The sequence below is a fragment of the Salmonella sp. 32100201201700099SM genome (assembly GCF_017572645.1).
Taxonomy (GTDB): Bacteria; Pseudomonadota; Gammaproteobacteria; order Enterobacterales; family Enterobacteriaceae; genus Salmonella; species Salmonella enterica.
The window spans coordinates 185,271-204,146 of record NZ_JAGERQ010000009.1 but is presented as its reverse complement, the minus strand read 5'-3'; the positions used below and the strand labels follow the sequence as shown (position 1 = coordinate 204,146).

General features: G+C 52.5%; 16 protein-coding genes and 3 pseudogenes. 11 read left to right on the top strand and 8 right to left on the bottom strand.

The features are described from left to right. Nucleotides 1-9: 9 nt before the first annotated feature. From J4685_RS15980 to J4685_RS15955, 7 genes and pseudogenes are all read left to right on the top strand, one after another. A complete protein-coding gene (locus tag J4685_RS15980; RefSeq protein WP_001032189.1) occupies nt 10-951 on the top strand; it encodes an electron transfer flavoprotein subunit alpha/FixB family protein in 942 nt (313 codons plus the stop codon). A gap of 49 nt (nt 952-1,000) precedes the next feature. Further along, a complete protein-coding gene (locus J4685_RS15975) occupies nt 1,001-2,287 on the top strand; it encodes an FAD-dependent oxidoreductase (protein WP_001287786.1) in 1,287 nt (428 codons plus the stop codon). Further along, entirely contained in the window at nt 2,284-2,571 is a 288-nt protein-coding gene (fixX, locus tag J4685_RS15970; protein WP_000203737.1) for a ferredoxin-like protein FixX, read from the top strand. Before J4685_RS15975 ends, fixX begins: the two co-directional genes overlap by 4 nt. 147 nt (nt 2,572-2,718) lie before the next feature. Continuing rightward, nucleotides 2,719-4,059, top strand: coding sequence for an MFS transporter (locus J4685_RS15965; RefSeq protein ID WP_001136169.1), 1,341 nt, complete (start codon nt 2,719-2,721; stop codon nt 4,057-4,059). A gap of 88 nt (nt 4,060-4,147) precedes the next feature. Next, a complete protein-coding gene (locus J4685_RS15960) occupies nt 4,148-4,378 on the top strand; it encodes a YgdI/YgdR family lipoprotein (protein ID WP_001172089.1) in 231 nt (76 codons plus the stop codon). 26 nt (nt 4,379-4,404) lie between these two features. Continuing rightward, nucleotides 4,405-4,499 (top strand): annotated as a pseudogene (locus J4685_RS22785) (glutathione-regulated potassium-efflux system ancillary protein KefF); the annotation flags it as partial. Between the two features lie 156 nt (nt 4,500-4,655). Then, nucleotides 4,656-5,072, top strand: coding sequence for a hypothetical protein (locus J4685_RS15955; protein WP_000767274.1), 417 nt, complete (start codon nt 4,656-4,658; stop codon nt 5,070-5,072). Between the two features lie 223 nt (nt 5,073-5,295). Here J4685_RS15955 and srfN read toward each other — a convergent pair whose 3' ends face one another. Further along, a complete protein-coding gene (srfN, locus tag J4685_RS15950; protein WP_000710533.1) occupies nt 5,296-5,586 on the bottom strand; it encodes a DUF1471 family virulence protein SrfN in 291 nt (96 codons plus the stop codon). Nucleotides 5,587-6,483: 897 nt separating this feature from the next. Between srfN and J4685_RS15945 the strand changes: the two genes are divergently transcribed. Then, on the top strand, nt 6,484-8,373 hold the full coding sequence (locus J4685_RS15945) for a sulfatase-like hydrolase/transferase (RefSeq protein WP_000066321.1): 1,890 nt from the start codon (nt 6,484-6,486) through the stop codon (nt 8,371-8,373). Between the two features lie 351 nt (nt 8,374-8,724). Here J4685_RS15945 and J4685_RS22780 read toward each other — a convergent pair. After that, nucleotides 8,725-8,805, bottom strand: a pseudogene (locus J4685_RS22780) (hypothetical protein); the annotation flags it as partial. Nucleotides 8,806-8,926: 121 nt separating this feature from the next. On the opposite strand from J4685_RS22780, the pseudogene kefF reads away from it, so the two are divergent. From kefF to folA, 3 genes and pseudogenes are all read left to right on the top strand, one after another. Beyond that, a pseudogene (gene kefF / locus J4685_RS15940) lies at nt 8,927-9,458 on the top strand (glutathione-regulated potassium-efflux system oxidoreductase KefF). Continuing rightward, nucleotides 9,451-11,313, top strand: a complete 1,863-nt coding sequence (gene kefC, locus J4685_RS15935) for a glutathione-regulated potassium-efflux system protein KefC (RefSeq protein ID WP_000377163.1) — start codon at nt 9,451-9,453, stop codon at nt 11,311-11,313. Before kefF ends, kefC begins: the two are co-directional and overlap by 8 nt. Before the next feature lie 198 nt (nt 11,314-11,511). Then, complete coding sequence (folA, locus tag J4685_RS15930) at nt 11,512-11,991, top strand: type 3 dihydrofolate reductase (protein WP_000624382.1); 480 nt, start codon at nt 11,512-11,514, stop codon at nt 11,989-11,991. Between the two features lie 105 nt (nt 11,992-12,096). On the opposite strand, the gene apaH is transcribed toward folA, so the two are convergent. Genes apaH through lptD form a run of 6 tightly spaced genes read right to left on the bottom strand, consistent with a single transcriptional unit; the run spans nt 12,097 to nt 18,837 of the window. Beyond that, complete coding sequence (gene apaH / locus J4685_RS15925) at nt 12,097-12,945, bottom strand: bis(5'-nucleosyl)-tetraphosphatase (symmetrical) ApaH (protein ID WP_000257207.1); 849 nt, start codon at nt 12,943-12,945, stop codon at nt 12,097-12,099. Nucleotides 12,946-12,955: 10 nt separating this feature from the next. Continuing rightward, complete coding sequence (gene apaG / locus J4685_RS15920; protein WP_000610894.1) at nt 12,956-13,333, bottom strand: Co2+/Mg2+ efflux protein ApaG; 378 nt, start codon at nt 13,331-13,333, stop codon at nt 12,956-12,958. A 2-nt stretch (nt 13,334-13,335) separates the two neighbouring features. Then, entirely contained in the window at nt 13,336-14,157 is an 822-nt protein-coding gene (gene rsmA / locus J4685_RS15915) for a 16S rRNA (adenine(1518)-N(6)/adenine(1519)-N(6))-dimethyltransferase RsmA (protein ID WP_001065397.1), read from the bottom strand. Next, complete coding sequence (gene pdxA, locus J4685_RS15910; protein WP_000093001.1) at nt 14,154-15,143, bottom strand: 4-hydroxythreonine-4-phosphate dehydrogenase PdxA; 990 nt, start codon at nt 15,141-15,143, stop codon at nt 14,154-14,156. The genes rsmA and pdxA overlap by 4 nt, the downstream gene beginning before the upstream one ends. Further along, the gene (gene surA / locus J4685_RS15905) at nt 15,143-16,429 is read right to left on the bottom strand and encodes a peptidylprolyl isomerase SurA (protein WP_000800482.1); all 1,287 of its coding nucleotides are present in this window, start codon (nt 16,427-16,429) and stop codon (nt 15,143-15,145) included. The genes pdxA and surA overlap by 1 nt, the downstream gene beginning before the upstream one ends. 53 nt (nt 16,430-16,482) lie before the next feature. Then, entirely contained in the window at nt 16,483-18,837 is a 2,355-nt protein-coding gene (gene lptD, locus J4685_RS15900; RefSeq protein ID WP_000746111.1) for an LPS assembly protein LptD, read from the bottom strand. Nucleotides 18,838-18,876 lie beyond the last annotated feature (39 nt).

Here is an 18,876-nt window from a genome sequence, read left to right as displayed (position 1 = left end):
GGGGATGTTATGAACAAATTTTCCAGTGTCTGGGTATTCAGCGATACCCCTTCTCGTCTGCCCGAACTGATGAGTGGTGCGCAGGCTGTAGGTGAAAAAGTTAACGCGTTCGTACTGAACGAAGCGGACAGCGCGACAGCATGTCATTTGGGCGCGGATCATGTCTGGCTGCTCAGCGGCAAACCAGAAGATCGCATGATCGAAGACTACGCTGCTGCGATGGCTGAGACTATTCGTCAGCATAGCGAGGGCGGCGCGGTGCTGCTGCCGAATACGCGTCGGGGCAAGCTGTTGGCGGCAAAACTGGGCTATCGCTTGTCGGCTGCGGTTTCCAACGACGCCAGCGACGTCTCCCTGCAGGATGGAAAAGCGGCGGTCAAACATATGGTCTACGGCGGTCTGGCGATAGGGGCAGAGACCATCGCTTCGCCGTTTGCCGTGATCACACTCAGCAGCGGAACGTTTGACGCACAACAACCGGATGCTTCTCGCAGCGGCGAGATGCACACCGTGCAGTGGCAGGCTCCGGCCACTGCCGTGACCCGCACCGCAACCCAGGCGCGTCAGAGCAACAGCGTTGACCTCGACAAAGCGCGTCTGGTGGTCAGCGTGGGACGCGGCATCGGCAGCAAAGAGAATATCTCGCTGGCCGAAGCGCTGTGCCAGACCATCGGCGCCGAGCTGGCCTGTTCCCGCCCGGTGGCGGAAAACGAGAAGTGGATGGAGCACGAGCGCTACGTCGGTATCTCCAACCTGATGCTCAAACCTGAACTGTATCTGGCGGTGGGGATCTCCGGGCAGATCCAACACATGGTCGGCGCCAACGGCGCGCAGACGATTTTCGCCATCAACAAAGATAAAAACGCGCCAATCTTCCAGTATGCGGATTTTGGCATCGTTGGCGATGCGCTGAAGATCCTGCCTGCGCTGACGGCTGCCTTAGCGCGATAAACCATTTCGGGCAGGATACGAAGGTATCCTGCCGCTGACAGGAGTACGTATGTCCGAAGATATCTTTGATGCCATCATCGTGGGTGCAGGTCTGGCCGGTTCGGTTACGGCGCTGGTGCTTGCTCGCGAAGGTGCACAGGTGCTGGTTATCGAGCGCGGCAATTCTGCTGGCGCGAAGAATGTCACCGGTGGGCGTTTGTATGCACATAGCCTGGAGCGCATCATTCCCGGCTTTGCGGATCAGGCCCCCATTGAACGCATGATCACCCACGAAAAACTCGCCTTTATGACCGACAACGGGGCGATGACTATCGACTACTGCAATGGTGAAGATGCTTCAGCGTCGCAGGTTTCTTATTCCGTTTTGCGTAGTAAATTTGACGCCTGGCTGATGGAGCAGGCCGAAGAGGCGGGGGCGCAACTGATCACCGGTATTCGCGTGGATAACGTTGTTCAGCGTGATGGCAAAGTCGTGGGCGTGGAAGCCGATGGCGATATTCTGGAAGCCAAAGTCGTAATCCTCGCTGACGGGGTGAATTCTCTGCTGGCTGAAAAGCTGGGCATGGCCAAGCGTGTTGAGGCATCGCATGTTGCCGTCGGTGTGAAGGAACTGATCGAATTGCCGAAGTCGGTCATTGAAGATCGTTTCCAGCTACAGGGCAACGAAGGTGCCGCCTGTCTGTTTGCCGGGGCGCCAACCGATGGTCTGATGGGCGGTGGCTTCCTGTATACGAATGAAACAACCCTTTCCCTGGGGCTGGTCTGCGGTCTTCATCATCTGAAAGACGCGAAAAAATCGGTCCCGCAAATGCTGGAAGATTTCAAACAGCATCCGGCCGTTGCGCCGCTGATCGCCGGTGGCAAGCTGGTGGAATATGCCGCACACGTTGTACCCGAGGCGGGAATGAATATGCAGCCTGAACTGGTGGGCGATGGTGTACTGATTGCCGGAGACGCTGCCGGCATGTGTATGAACCTCGGCTTTACCATCCGGGGTATGGATCTCGCCATATCCGCAGGCGAAGCGGCGGCGAAGACGGTGCTTTCGGCGATGAAGCGCGACGATTTTAGCAAGCAGTCGTTGGGTGAATACCGTCAGCATCTGGACGAAGGTCCGATGCGCGATATGCGCATGTATCAGAAACTGCCAGCTTTTCTTGATAATCCCCGCATGTTTACCGCCTATCCCGAAATGGCGGTCAGTATCGCGCGCGACCTGTTCACCGTGGATGGCTCCGCGCCGGTGCCCATGCGTAAAAAAATCCTGCGCCATGCGAAGAAAGTGGGCTTCATCAACCTGATGAAAGATGGCCTGAAAGGAGTGACCGTATTATGACATCTCCCGTCAATGTGGACGTCAAATTGGGCGTCAATAAGTTCAATGTGGATGAAGATAGCCCGCACATCATTCTCAAAACCGATCCTGATAAACAGGCGCTGGAGGTGCTGGTTAAGGCCTGTCCGGCGGGACTGTATAAAAAGCAGGACGACGGTAGCGTTCGTTTTGATTACGCCGGGTGCCTGGAGTGCGGAACGTGCCGGATCCTCGGCCTTGATACGGCGCTGGAAAAATGGGAATACCCACGCGGGACGTTTGGCGTGGAGTTCCGCTACGGCTAATAAGTACGAGTTTGTGCCCCCGTAGGCCGGATTAGATGCGGTAGCGTCGCCATCCGGCAATCATGTGGCGCCAATGCCGGATGGCGGCGTAAACGCCTTATCCGGCCTACAGATGACGCTTTGCCCGTGTTGAAACAGGACATCACCATGCCGCAGCCCAGGAACTTTGACGACCTTAAATTCTCCTCCATCCATCGCAGAATTATGCTGTGGGGAAGCGGCGGCCCGTTCCTTGATGGCTACGTGCTGGTGATCATTGGCGTGGCGCTGGAACAACTGACGCCGCTATTGCACCTTGATGCTGAATGGATTGGCGCGCTCGGCGCGGCTACGCTTGCCGGACTGTTTATCGGCACCTCGTTGTTTGGCTATATTTGCGATAAAGTCGGGCGGCGTAAAATGTTCCTGCTTGATATTATCGCTATCGGCGTTATCTCCGTGGCGACCATGTTTGTTTCCACGCCGCTTGAATTGCTGGTGATGCGCGTTTTAATTGGCATTGTTATCGGCGCGGATTACCCTATCGCCACTTCCATGATTACGGAGTTTTCCAACACCCGCCAGCGTGCGTTCTCCATCGGTTTTATCGCCGCGATGTGGTACGTCGGCGCGACCTGCGCCAACCTGGTGGGTTACTGGCTGTATGACATGGAAGGCGGCTGGCGCTGGATGCTTGGCAGCGCCTTTATCCCGTGCTTAATCATTTTGATTGGCCGCTTTGACCTGCCGGAATCGCCACGCTGGCTATTGCGAAAAGGACGGGTAAAAGAGTGCGAACAAATGATGATCAAACTGTTCGGCGAACCGGTCTGCTTTGACGATGAGCCGCCGCAGGAGACCCGCTTCCTGCAGTTGTTTAATCGCCGTCATTTCCCGTTTGTACTGTTCGTTGCGGCTATCTGGACCTGTCAGGTAATCCCGATGTTCGCTATCTATACCTTTGGGCCGCAGATCGTCGGGTTACTCGGCTGGGAGCAGGGGCGCAACGCGGCGCTCGGCAATGTGGTGATTAGCCTCTTTTTTATGCTGGGCTGTATACCGGCGATGTTCTGGCTAAACAGTATTGGCCGTCGCCCTCTGCTTATTGGCAGCTTCGCCATGATGACTATCGCGCTGGCGCTGCTGGGACTGGTGTCAAATCTGGGCATCATACTGGTCGTGGTGGCGTTTGCGGTATACGCCTTCTTTTCCGGCGGACCGGGCATACTGCAATGGCTTTATCCTAATGAACTCTTCCCTACGGATATTCGCGCTTCGGCCGTGGGGGTCATCATGTCATTAAGCCGTATCGGAACCATTGTCTCCACCTGGGCATTACCGATTTTTATTACTCGTTACGGTATTAATAACGTCATGCTGATTGGCGCGTTGATTTCGTTAGTCGGGCTTGGCGTATCGGTGATGTTTGCCCCGGAAACCCGCGGCTTGACGCTAACACAGACCGGAAACATGACTTTGCGCGGAACGCCATCGGATAACCCTCGTTAAGAGTGTTCTGCATTTCTCCCTGCTTTTCGCCAATAACGCTACAGTTAACAGTCACATGCTAAAACAACTGAAAAGCAGGGAGAACACCATGCAAAAACGTCTTATGACCGCACTGTTTACCGCAGCAACACTATTCACCGTCGCAGGATGCTCTTCTAACCAGGCGGTTGAAACCACGGATGGCAAAACTATTGTCACCGACGGGAAACCCGAGGTCGATAACGATACCGGTATGGTGTCTTACAAAAACGCCGCCACCGGGAAAACCGAACAGATTAACCGCGATCAGCTGAAAAATATGAGCGAGCTGGATAATTAATTCAATTTTTTCTGGTTAGCCGCTCAATAATATTCTCTCTTTATGCGCATCCATTTATTCCCATGCGAATAAACGGATGCCTGAACAGGCAGGGACGCCGGAAAACGTCGAAATACGTTCGCCCGTGTTCCCGCTTTCCCCACCGCGCTGTCCGCTTACATGAGGTTACACTCATCGACATTTCTCTGAACAGCGGCTCAACATTTCCCGGAAAAAAACATATCGCAAGGCATTTATCCTTATGATTAGGTATAAGGAACAGGAGTCTGTAATGAAACTGAAACTAATACCTTTTTATTTACTCGCGCTATTTTCTGCCGCCTCCGGGGCTACGGAGATAAACGCCTGCAAAGACCTTATCGGAACATGGAAAACCACGGCAGATAACCCGCCTTATACCATGACAATATTGCCGCCAGTAGAAGGCTGCGGGGAAAAATGTGTGAAACTGAACGTACAGTATGAACTTGACGTGACTCACCGCAACGCGCTTTATTGCCATGAAGGACAAGAGGGGGTAAAAGGGCAGGGACCCATGGTGATAGCATTTGAAGGGGCGTATGGTGGACACGCTATTGGAACCTATAACCGACAGCTGCAATTACTGTGGGCTGGCGTAATACCGAAAAATAAAAAGGGGAAATGGATAACGAAAATGGAAAATTACTGGTTCAGGCAGGTAAAAGCGCACTAAACATCATCTTAAAACAGCCCGCAAAACCGTCTTATTCACGAAGGGCTTACTGCCTGCGCGCGCACATTCCAACGGCTTGCCTGCCCCGGATGAACTGTTGATAAAAAAGAGGGCCAGCATCTGTTTCCAGACGGCCCTGAGTGGATTGTGACGTAACATGGCACCTTGCTGGCGCTCTCTTATTATTTCATGCCTGTGCCCTCGTTATGGCGCAATCAGAGCTTTATTTCGTCGCATCGTTATAAACTTCGGCAACGGCTTCAAAATTCGGACCATGCTCACGTGCAGCGATAATATGGTAATATTTTCCGCCTTTCGCATCGGCTAATTCTGACAGTTTTTCGCGTAGATCAGAGGGTGAGGAAATCTGCCCGCCACTCTGGGACACATTTATGGTGCCGACCTTAACCAGTTTGAAGTGGCTGATTTCTTGTTTAGAGACCTGCTCTGCCGCAAGTGTGCTGAATGAAGCAACCGTTGCCAGTAATGCGGCGGCAATAATGCATTTTTTCATGGTTCTGTTCCTGTTGCATTGATGATAAGGTTTGCGCAATATCAGTAATCCGTAACGAAATTATTTATCCCCTTCATACTTCAAGTGGCTTACGGGTTGGCTACGGATTACCCGGCCCATCCATGGGCCTCGCCCTGACGGGCCGTCGCACGCGACGTTCAAATCTGCTCCCGGCAGATTTGTCGCTCACCTCAGTCACATAATTATCTATGCTCCTGGTAACTCACTCCCTTACCGCCTTTAAGCAACTCGAATTATTTTGGGTAATAACCTCGGTTGATTATCTGAAAATAGCCTTATTTGGTGTGACCGTCTTATATCTTGTTATAGTCACCTATTTATGTTGTTGTCAATGTAAAATAATGCGCTGCCAGTTAAAAAGAAACTTAACCCCCTGTAAATAATAATTTTTATATTATTTCTTGTAATGACGGAATTTTTATTGAATCACACGGCAATACGCTAGTTTTATTCATAAGCAACATAACAGAATTGAGTTATGTTTTAATTTCACAGAGTGATATTACCGGTTGTATGTCTATGGTTACGCGGCCTGTTACTGATAGTGTTTCTTTCGGGGGGATTTTATTGTAGCGGCATAGGGTAATCACCGTAGCTGAAGGGAAAAGGCGCGAACACAGAGCTATAGAGTATGTTTAATAATGTATTTTTTTTATGAAGTAATGTCTGCAGTTGTATCTCTAAAATAAAAAAATGAACTTTTCATCTAAATAATTTTTCAGTGAATTATGGTTATTTATTAATATATTTCTAATTTGAAATACAAATCAATTTATAACACATATTCTTACCCGGAAGGCATTGATACATATCCACGCTTCCTCGTACAGTAATAAATGAATATGTGATAAAGTTACTGACTACAGGTATAATAATATGAGTAATAAAAAAAATCTGTCCGCAGAAGAGACGGATCTTACGCGTAGGAAACTGTTAACCAGTGCCGGTATTCTTGCCGCAGGCGGTATGTTATCCGGCGCGGTAAAGGCTGATGAAAAATGCGCCGTCAAGGCGAAACCGGCGTGGGATAAACCGTTTACTGGCGAAATCCCGGAAAAATTGCCAGAAGGATATAATATTCTGTTAGTCGTGACCGACCAGGAGCGTTTTTTTCCTACGTTTCCTTTCCCGGTACCCGGCAGAGAGCGGCTCATGAAAACGGGGGTGACATTCTGTAATCATCAGAATACCAGTAATGTCTGTACGCCTTCCCGCTCCGTATTGTATACCGGCTTACATATGCCCCAGACAAAGATGTTTGATAATCTGGGATTACCCTGGATGCCTTATGACCTTGACCCCGCTCTTGGAACCACAGGCCATATGATGCGGGAACTGGGATACTATACGGCCTATAAAGGTAAGTGGCATCTTACAGAAAAACTGGAGAAGCCTTTGCCTGACGAAAAAGATGAAGATATTGATGTCGGAGATATTCCTGAACCAGAATTACATAAAATTATGGAAAAATATGGTTTTTCTGACTATCACGGCATCGGCGATATTATAGGCCATAGTAAAGGCGGCTATTTTTATGATTCAACCACCACGGCTCAGACTATAAATTGGTTAAGATGCAAGGGGCAGCCCTTGAATGACCAACACAAGCCTTGGTTCCTGGCCGTTAACCTCGTTAATCCTCATGACGTCATGTTTATTGATACCGATAAAGAGGGAGAAAAGGTACAGTGGCGTGGCGAGTTGGATCAGGATGATAATACCCTGGCGCCCACGCAGCCGCCGGAAAACAAGCTTTATCAGGCAAGCTGGCCGAACTATCCGCTGCCGGCAAACAGGCATCAATCATTCAATGAGCAGGGAAGACCGCCGGCGCATCTTGAATACCAGACGGCGCGCGCTGCGCTGGAAGGGCAGTTTCCTGATGAAGATCGTCGTTGGCGTAAACTGCTTGACTACTATTTCAACTGTATCCGCGATTGTGATACTCACCTTGACCGGATATTAAATGAACTTGATGCCCTCAAGTTAACTGATAAAACGATTGTTGTATTTACTGCCGATCATGGCGAATTAGGCGGAAGCCATCAGATGCACGGTAAAGGCGCTTCCGTTTATAAAGAACAGATCCATGTACCGATGATTATTTCCCACCCGGCGTACCCCGGTAATAAGAAATGTCAGGCGTTGACCTGTCATCTTGATATCGCGCCGACATTAGTTGGGCTGACCGGTTTGCCGGAAGAAAAACAGCACCAGGCGTTAGGCAACCGCAAAGGCGTTAATTTTAGCGGATTGCTAAAAAACCCGGAGGGCGTTGCGGTTAATGCGGTGAGAAATGCCAGCTTATATTGCTATGGCATGATCTTGTATACCGATGCCCATTATCTCCACCGCGTTATCGCGCTACAAAGAGATAAACAAAAAACGGTGGCGCAAATCAAGCAGGAAATATCCCATTTGCATCCTGATTTTAGCCATCGTTCAGGGACGCGGATGATTAACGATGGCCGTTATAAGTTTGCGCGTTATTTCTCGCTAAGGGAGCATAATACGCCGGAAACCTGGGAGGATCTTATTAAGTACAACGATCTTGAACTTTACGATCTTAAAAATGATCCCGATGAGAACCATAACCTTGCTGCTGATAAACAGAAATATCAGGATCTCATTCTTACGATGAATGAAAAACTGAATAAAATTATCAAAGACGAAATTGGCGTGGATGACGGCAGTTTTATGCCGGATGCGGCCCGTGAGCCGTGGGATCTTACTATTGAGCAGTTTAACCGCATGGCGAAAGATTAAGAGCCTGGCCCATTAGGCTATTTTATTCGCCATTTTGGGACCGGGCAGTGCTCAAAATCCTCACGTACTACGTGTACGCTCCGGTTTCTGCGCGCTGGTCGGCTCCAAACTGGCTTCAACAATTACGCCTACTGGGCCAGGCTCTAAGTACCTGACCCATTAGGTTAATTTATGCGTCGGCGATCTGGCATCCACCGTGTCTGGAGGTTCAGATGCTGTTGGCGCTGCGCTTATTGGGCCTGTGTCATCATGTAATGGATTGATATTACAATCATTACAGGCAAATTTAACGCAGCGCCGCCCGACAAGAAGGCCTTAAACCAATTTGTCAGCGATTTAAGGCCGCCATCATCACCGACCTTTCCACACCGGATCGCGCTTTTCCGCAAACGCCTGCGGCCCTTCGAGAGCGTCTTCCGGGGGCAGGATGGCGTCAACTCCTAGCTGGCGTTAATTCAATTTTTTCTGATTAGCCGCTCAATAATATTCACTATTAGCCTGGCGAATTTGTCACTACACTTTGTGATAAAAAACAGATCATCACAGGCTAATCATGATCCTCATTATTTATGCGCATCCGTATCCGCATCATTCTCATGCGAATAAGCAGATGCTTGAACAGGCAGGGACGCTGGAAAACGTCGAAATACGTTCGCTTTATCACCTCTATCCCGATTTCAATATTGACGTTGCCGCCGAGCAAGAGGCGCTGTCGCGCGCGAGTCTTATCGTCTGGCAGCATCCGATGCAGTGGTACAGCGTCCCTCCTTTTACTCAAATTATGGATGGATAAAGTCCTCACCCACGGCTGGGCTTACGGTCATGGCGGTACGGCATTGCACGGTAAACATCTGCTGTGGGCGGTAACGACCGGCGGTGGTGAAAACCACTTTGCTATCGGCTCCCATCCCGGATTTGACGTCCTTTCTCAGCCGCTACAGGCGACGGCGCTCTATTGCGGCCTCAAATGGCTGCCGCCGTTTGCTATGCACTGCACGTTCATTTGCGATGACGACACCTTACAGGCGCAGGCGCGTCAGTATAAACAGCGTTTACTGACATGGCAGGAGGTGAATCATGGATAGCCATACTCTACTGCAGGCGCTGATCTATCTTGGTTCGGCGGCGCTGATTGTGCCGATTGCGGTACGTTTGGGCTTAGGATCGGTGTTGGGGTATCTGATTGCGGGTTGCATTATCGGCCCCTGGGGGCTACGGCTGGTGACGGACGCCGAATCTATTCTGCATTTTGCGGAAATCGGCGTCGTGCTGATGTTGTTTGTTATTGGGCTTGAGCTGGACCCGCAACGGTTATGGAAGCTGCGCGCCTCGGTATTTGGCGGCGGCGCGTTACAGATGGTGGTCTGCGGCGGACTGATCGGTCTGTTCTGCATGTTTCTTGGCCTGCGTTGGCAGGTGGCGGAACTGATTGGTATGACGCTGGCGCTTTCGTCCACGGCTATCGCCATGCAGGCAATGAATGAGCGTAACCTGACCGTTTCGCAAGTAGGGCGTAGCGCATTTGCGGTGCTCTTGTTCCAGGATATCGCGGCGATCCCGCTGGTGGCGATGATTCCGCTGCTGGCCGCCAGCGGCGCATCCACCACGCTTGGCGCGTTTGCGCTGTCGGCGTTGAAAGTCGCTGGCGCGTTGGCGCTGGTGGTGTTGCTGGGACGCTACGTTACGCGCCCGGCGCTGCGCTTTGTCGCGCGTTCTGGTTTGCGGGAAGTGTTCAGCGCCGTGGCGCTATTTCTGGTGTTTGGTTTCGGCCTGTTGCTGGAAGAGGTTGGGCTGTCAATGGCGATGGGCGCGTTCCTGGCGGGCGTTCTGCTGGCGAGTTCAGAATATCGTCATGCGCTGGAAAGCGATATTGAACCCTTTAAGGGGTTGCTGCTGGGGCTGTTCTTTATTGGCGTCGGCATGTCGATTGATTTCGGCACGCTGGTAGAGAATCCGCTGCGCATTCTGCTGTTGTTGGCCGGTTTTCTGGCAATCAAAATCGTCATGTTGTGGCTGGTCGCGAGGCCGCTGGGCGTACCGGCAAAACAGCGTCGCTGGTTTGCCGTCTTATTAGGCCAGGGAAGTGAGTTTGCGTTTGTGGTTTTTGGCGCGGCGCAAATGGCGGATGTACTTGAGCCGGAATGGGCAAAAGCGCTGACGCTGGCGGTCGCGCTGTCGATGGCGGCTACGCCGATTTTTCTGGTGCTGCTGACGCGCATGGAGAAGACCGCGACGGGTGAAGCGCGCGAGGCGGATGAAATCGACGAAGAGCAGCCGCGGGTTATTGTGGCCGGGTTTGGACGATTTGGGCAGATAGCCGGGCGTCTGCTGCTGTCGAGCGGGGTGAAGATGGTGGTGCTCGATCACGACCCCGATCATATCGAAACGCTGCGTAAATTCGGCATGAAGGTTTTTTATGGCGACGCGACGCGTATGGATTTACTGGAATCTGCCGGAGCGGCGAAAGCGGAGGTATTGATTAACGCCATTGACGATCCGCAAACCAATTTGCAACTGAGTGAACTGGTGAAGTCGCATTTCCCGCATCTGCAGATTATCGCCCGCGCCCGTGATGTCGATCATTATATTCGCCTGCGCCAGGCTGGTGTGGCGATGCCCGAACGTGAAACCTTCGAAGGCGCGCTCAAAAGCGGGAGACAGGCGCTGGAAGCGCTGGGGCTGGGGCGTTATGAAGCCCGCGAGCGCGCGGATCTGTTCCGCCATTTTAATACCCGGATGGTGGAAGAGATGGCGAAAGGGGAAAACGATCCGTTATCTCGCGCCGCCGCCTATAAACGTACCAGCGCGATGTTGAGCGAAATTATTACCGAGGACCGGGAGCATCTGTCGTTGATTCAGCGCCACGGCTGGCAGGGAACGGCTGAGGGCAAACATTCCGGGGAGGCCGCCGATGAACCCGAGGTCAAACCGTCAATCTAAAGTAAAAAATGTGATGTTCTGCAAACTTTACTGCTAATTGGCTGTTTTTGAACTACTGTAATGCTGGCGCTCCACATCAAATGAGTGGCGTCGCCAGCAGAACGAAAAATTTTCGTGCTCATCCTCTTTTCGTCAGTCGACGAAAGATTGCGCTTTACGTATAGTGGCGGCAATTTTTTTTGTATCAGGAAATAATTAATGATCAGTCTGATTGCGGCGTTAGCGGTGGATCGCGTCATCGGTATGGAAAACGCCATGCCGTGGAACCTGCCTGCCGATCTCGCCTGGTTTAAACGTAACACGTTAAATAAACCTGTCGTCATGGGACGTCACACCTGGGAGTCCATCGGACGCCCCTTACCGGGACGTAAAAATATTGTTATCAGCAGCCAGCCGGGCACCGACGATCGCGTGCAGTGGGTGAATTCTGTCGATGAGGCGATTGCCGCTTGCGGCGATGCGCCGGAAATTATGGTCATTGGCGGCGGGCGCGTGTACGAGCAGTTCCTGCCAAAGGCGCAGAAGCTTTATCTGACGCATATTGATGCGGAAGTCGAAGGCGATACCCATTTTCCGGATTATGAACCGGATGACTGGGAATCGGTATTCAGTGAGTTTCACGATGCCGACGCGCAGAATTCTCACAGCTATTGTTTCGAGATTCTGGAACGTCGTTAACGCTGTAGTGCCGGATGGCGGCGAAACGCCTTATCCGGCCTACTCTTGAGCCAGATGTAGACAGATGTAGGCCTGATAAGCGTAGCGCCATCAGGCATAAACCTATCAGGCGTTGACCGCTTCGCCTTCGCCCATATCCATCTGGCGGTTTGACGGCTGCACAAAATACTGTTTATCTTCCCAGCGTAAACAGGTCAACTCCCCGCCCCAGCAGCAGCCGGTATCCAGCGCGTAAATACCTTCCGGCGTCCCTTTCCCTTCCAGCGACGCCCAGTGCCCGAACGCAATACTGTAAGCCTCGCTCACCGGTCCCGGAATGGCGAACCACGGCTTCAGCGGCGCAGGGGCATTTTCCGGCGACGCTTTACTGTACATATCCAGTTGACCGTTAGGAAAGCAGTAACGCATACGGGTAAAGGCATTAGTAATAAAGCGTAGCCGCGCCAGACCGCTTAACTCCGGCGACCAGTTATTCGGCATATCGCCATACATCGCGTCGAGGAAAAAGGGGTACGAGTCGCTCGACAGCACCGCTTCAACATCGCGGGCGCACTCTTTTGCCGTCTGCAAATCCCACTGCGGGGTAATACCCGCATGCGCCATGACCAGCTTTTTCTCTTCATCTACCTGCAACAGCGGCTGACGGCGTAACCAATTCAACAGCTCATCGGCGTCCGGCGCTTCAAGAAGCGGGGTCAGCCGGTCTTTAGGTTTGTTGCGGCTAATCCCGGCGAATACGGCCAACAGGTGTAAATCGTGATTCCCCAGCACCAAACGCACGCTATTGCCAAGTGATTTGACGTAGCGTAACACGTCCAGCGAACCGGGACCGCGGGCGACCAAATCGCCAGTCAGCCACAGAGTGTCTGTATCTGGCATAAATTCCACTTGCTGTAATAAGGCGATCAGTTCGTCGTAGCAACCGTGAACGTCGCCGATGAGATAAGTTGCCATTGTTATAATTTTAGTGAATGAGTGTAGGGACGGCGAGTCGAAACACGGGAATGTCGATGGTAAAGGCGTCGCCATTTTCATCGATCATTTCGTAATGACCCTGCATGGTGCCCAGCGGCGTTTCAATTACCGCGCCGCTGGTGTACTGATACTCTTCGCCAGGCGCAATGCGCGGCTGGACGCCAACCACACCTTCGCCCTGGACTTCGGTTTCACGGCCATGACCATTGGTAATCAGCCAGTAGCGGCCCAATAGCTGCACTGGCGCCCGGCCCAGATTGCGGATGGTTACGGTATAGGCAAAAACGTAACGTTCATCGTCAGGTGAGGATTGCGCCTCAATGTAGACGCTTTGCACCTGAATACACACTCTGGGCGAATTGATCATGTTTAACTCTCCTTCAAAGGCGCGTTTTCCGACAGATAGTTGGCCATCTGGCAGTACTGCGCGACAGAGATATTTTCCGCGCGCATTGCCGGGTCAATACCCATTTCCGTCAATGTCTCAACGCTAAAAAGATTGCCGAGACTGTTACGGATCGTTTTACGGCGCTGGTTAAAGGCCTCGGTGGTAATACGGCTCAACACGCGAATATCTTTAACCGGGTAAGGCATTGTTGCGTGTGGAACCAGACGCACCACGGCGGAGTCCACTTTGGGCGGCGGCGTGAAGGCGGATGGCGGCACTTCAAGCACCGGGATCACCTGACAGTAATATTGCGCCATCACGCTTAAACGACCATACGCTTTGCTGTTCGGCCCTGCAACCAGACGATTTACCACTTCTTTTTGCAACATAAAGTGCATGTCGGCAATGGCATCAGTATAGCTAAAGAGATGGAACATCAGCGGGGTGGAGATATTATAGGGCAGATTGCCGAACACACGCAGCGGTTGGCCCAACTGCGCAGACAGTTCGCCAAAGTTCATGGTCATGGCGTCCTGCTGATAAATAGTCAGCTTCGGCCCTAAGAACGGATGGGTTTGCAAACGCGCCGCCAGATCGCGGTCAAGTTCAATGACCGTGAGCTTATCCAGTCGTTCGCCGACTGGCTCCGTCAGCGCCGCCAGACCGGGGCCGATTTCAACCATCGCCTGGCCTTTTTGCGGATTAATAGCAGAAACAATACTGTCGATCACAAACCGATCGTTGAGAAAGTTTTGCCCGAAGCGTTTACGGGCTAAATGGCCCTGATGGACTCGATTATTCATTGGGTATTAACAATCATTTTGATGGCGAGATTAAGCGCCGTAATAAAACTGCCGACATCCGCTTTTCCTCGGCCCGCCAGTTCAAGCGCGGTGCCGTGATCAACGGAGGTTCGAATAAAAGGTAGGCCGAGCGTAATATTCACTCCCCGACCGAATCCCTGGTATTTTAGCACGGGCAGGCCCTGATCGTGGTACATTGCCAGCACCGCGTCGGCATTATCGAGATATTTGGGCTGAAACAGCGTATCAGCAGGTAGCGGCCCGTTGAGTTTCATCCCCTGCGCCCGCAGCTCGTCGAGCACCGGAATGATGGTGTCTATCTCTTCTGTGCCCATATGACCGCCTTCGCCCGCGTGCGGATTCAGGCCACAGACAAGAATGCGCGGTTCGGCAATACCAAATTTGGTCCGCAAATCGTGATGCAAAATAGCAATCACTTCGTGCAAAAGCGCAGGGGTGATGGCGTCTGCAATCGCCCGTAGCGGCAGATGCGTGGTCGCCAGCGCCACGCGAAGTTCTTCGGTTGCCAGCATCATCACGACTTTTTTCGCCTGCGAACGCTCTTCGAAAAACTCGGTATGACCGGTAAACGGAATGCCTGCGTCGTTAATAACGCCTTTGTGCACGGGGCCTGTGATCAGCGCGGCAAATTCACCGTTCAGACAGCCATCACACGCTCGCGCCAGCGTCTCTACCACGTAGGGGCCATTTTCTACCGTCAACTGACCGGGGATGGCAGGCGCGCGCAGCGAGACCGGCAATAGGGTCAGCGTTCCCGCGGGCTGCGGCGCAGCGGGGACATCAGGCGAGTAAGGGAGAAGCGAGAGGGGCAGGCCGAGCATGGCGGCCCGCTCCGTCAGGAGCGCGCCGTCCGCACAGACGACCAGTTCAATCGGCCACGCGCGTTGCGCCAGTTGGACGACAAGATCGGGGCCAATCCCGGCGGGTTCGCCGGGAGTGATAACAACGCGTTGCGCACTGCTCATTAGTTACTCAAAATCTTAACGTAAGCGCTGGCGCGCTGTTCTTGCATCCAGGTCGCCGCTTCTTCTGAGAACTTACGGTTCATCAGCATACGATAAGCGCGATCTTTCTGCGCCGCATCGGTTTTGTCTACCTTACGCGTATCCAGCAATTCGATCAGATGCCAGCCGAAAGAGGAGTGTACCGGCGCGCTTATTTGGCCTTTATGCAGCTTCGTCAGCGCGTCGCGGAACGCCGGATCGAAAATATCTGGCGTAGCCCAACCCAAATCACCGCCCTGGTTAGCGGAGCCCGGGTCCTGAGAGTACTCTTTCGCCGCAGCGGCAAATGTGGTTTTACCACTCTTAATGTCAGCCGCGATTTCTTCCAGCTTCAGGCGCGCCTGCTGATCGTTCATGATCGGCGACGGCTTAAGCAGAATATGACGAGCGTGAACTTCGGTCACGGAGATACTCTGGCTCTGACCGCGCAGGTCGTTTACTTTCAGAATGTGGAAACCGACGCCGGAGCGAATCGGGCCGACAATGTCGCCTTTCTTCGCGGTGCTCAGCGCCTGGGCGAAAATCCCCGGCAGCTCCTGGATACGGCCCCAGCCCATCTGACCGCCTTTTAGCGCCTGCTGGTCGGCAGAGTAGGTAATCGCCAGTTTGCCGAAATCTGCGCCGTTACGCGCTTCTTCAACAATGCTTTCCGCCTGGCGCTGCGCGTCGTTAACCTGCTCGGAGGTTGGGTTTTCCGGCAGAGCAATCAGGATATGGCTCAGGTTCAGCTCGGTGCTGGCATCGTTTTGGGTGCCAATCTGTTTTGCCAGCGCGTCAACTTCTTGCGGCAAAACGGTGATACGGCGACGAACCTCGTTGTTGCGCACTTCAGAGATAATCATCTCTTTACGAATCTGGTTACGGTAGGTTGAATAGTTCAGCCCATCGTAAGCCAGACGGCTGCGCATCTGATCCATCGTCATATTGTTTTGTTTGGCGATGTTGGCGATGGCCTGATCCAACTGCTCATCCGTGATCTTCACCCCCATCTTCTGACCCATCTGCAGGATAATTTGATCCATAATCAAACGTTCCAGGATCTGGTGACGCAGCGTGGCGTCGTCCGGAAGCTGCTGACCTGCCTGACCCGCGTTGAGTTTGACTGACTGCATTAAGCCATCAACGTCGCTTTCCAGCACGACGCCATTATTGACGACGGCTGCGACTTTATCGACTACCTGGGGGGCAGCGAAACTGGTATTCGCGATCATGGCGATACCGAGAAGCAGCGTTTTCCAGTTCTTCATACTTTTTCCATTTCAATTAACCGCAATGCGGATTACGTTGTAAATCAATCAGATTACATAGAGCTTTGGTACGGCAGAATGTTCGAACGCAACATTTCTTGCGTGCCGAGGCCGTAGTTAGAGCTCAAACCGCGCAGCTCAATGTTGAAGCCAATCGCGTTATCATAAATCGCGTGTTGTTTATCGTTATCCCAACCGTTCAGCTTACGTTCGTATCCGACGCGGATCGCATAGCAGCAAGAGTTGTACTGCAAGCCGAGCATCTGGTCTGCAGGTTTGCTCGAATTGGTATCGAAGTAGTACGCGCCGACAATCGACCAGCGATCGGCAATCGGCCAACTTGCCACCGCGCCCACCTGGTTGATGCCGTTTTTATACTGCTCTGCCGTGGAATAATACGAAGGCAACGTAGCCTGAATATATTCCGGGCTGGCATAGCGGTAGTTCAACTGTACCAGACGATCCTGATCCCGACGGTATTCGAGGCTGCTGCTACTGGTGGCGACGCTATCCAGACGGGTATCGTACTGCACTCCGCTACGCAGCCCCCAGCGTTCTGAAATACGCCAGTAAGTGTCGCCTGCCCAAACCAGCGAACCGGTTTTGTCGTCATTCTCCCATTTAATGTTGTCATCGCCGGTGCGAGACTCCGTGAAATAGTAGATTTGACCAACAGAAACGTTAAAACGTTCAACGGCGGCATCATCATAAATGCGTGTTGTGACGCCGGTCGTGACCTGATTGGCGGAAGCAATACGGTCGAGACCGCCATAAGTGCGGTCGCGGAACAGGCCGTTATAGTCGGATTGCAGCAAAGAAGAATCGTAGTTATAGATGCCGCTCTGGTCGCGGTACGGCACATACAGGTACTGCACGCGTGGTTCCAGCGTCTGGGTATACCCCGGCGCCAGCATCGCCATATCGCGTTCGAAGATGAGCTTACCGTCGACTTTAAACTGCGGCATGACGCGGTTAACCGAATCTTCCAGTTTTTTGCTGTTATTGGCGTTGTACCAGTCCAGATTCGTCTGCTGATAGTGCGTCGCCATCAGCTTCGCTTCGGTGTTCAGACTGCCCCAGCGGTTGGAGAGCGGCAGACTAATGGTCGGCTCCAGGTGGACGCGGGTCGCTTCCGGCATATTGTCTTTGGTGTTGACAAAGTGCACCGCCTGACCGTAAATCCGGGTATCAAACGGGCCGAGATCGTTATGGTAGTAGTTAACGTCTAACTGCGGCTCCGCTGAATAGCTGCTGGTGTTCTGATCGTTAAAGACCTGGAATTGTTTGGTCGACACCGTAGCGTCAAAGTTTTGTACGGCGTAGCCGACGCTGAATTTCTGCGTTGCGTAGCCGTCGGTACTGGAACCGTACTTACTGTCGAAATCGTTAAAGTAGCTGGAGTCGCTGACTTTGGTGTAATCGACGTTAAAACGCCACACCTGATCCATCACGCCTGAGTGCTGCCAGTAGAATAACCAGCGGTGCTTATCGCCCTCTTTGGGATGTTCGTCCTCGTAGACTTTATCAGAAGGCAGATAATCTAATTCCATCAACCCGGCGCCTGCCTGCATGAGATAACGGAATTCGTTCTCCCACATAATATTGCCGCGGCGGTGCATATAGTGCGGGGTGATGGTGGCGTCCATATTGGGCGCGATGTTCCAGTAATACGGTAAGTAGAACTCGAAATAGTTCTTGGTCGTGTATTTCGCGTTCGGGATCAGGAAACCTGAGCGACGTTTGTCACCGACGGGTAGCTGTAAATAGGGGCTATAAAAGATCGGAACCGGACCTACTTTAAACCGGGCGTTCCAGATCTCCGCAACCTGTTCTTCGCGGTCATGGATGACTTCACTCCCCACCACGCTCCAGGTATCGGAGCCAGGCAGACAGGAGGTAAAGCTGCCGTTTTCCAGAATGGTATAGCGGTTTTCGCCGCGCTGCTTCATGAGATCGGCTTTACCGCGCCCCTGACGGCCCACCATCTGGTAATCGCCTTCCCAGACGTTCGTGTCTTTGGTGTTCAGGTTCGCCCAGCCCTTCGGCCCTTTAAGGATGACCTGATTGTCATCATAATGCACATTACCCAGCGCATCGACGGTGCGTACAGGTTCCGGCTGACCTTCCGCCTGCTTCTGATGAAGCTGCACTTCATCCGCTTGCAGGCGGCTATTCCCCTGCATAATGTCCACGTTGCCGGTAAAAACGGCATCGTCCGGGTAGTTACCTTTAGCGTTATCGGCATTGATAGTAACCGGCAGATCGTTGGTATCGCCTTTTACCAGAGGACGATCGTAGCTCGGCACGCCCAACATACACTGTGAGGCGAGATCGGCTGCCAGCCCCTGATGACTATAAAGGGCGCTGGCGATCATGGTGGCCAGAAGAGTGGGAATACGTTTTTTCATACGTTGTATTTATTGTTCCATCATCGGTAGCGTTGCGCG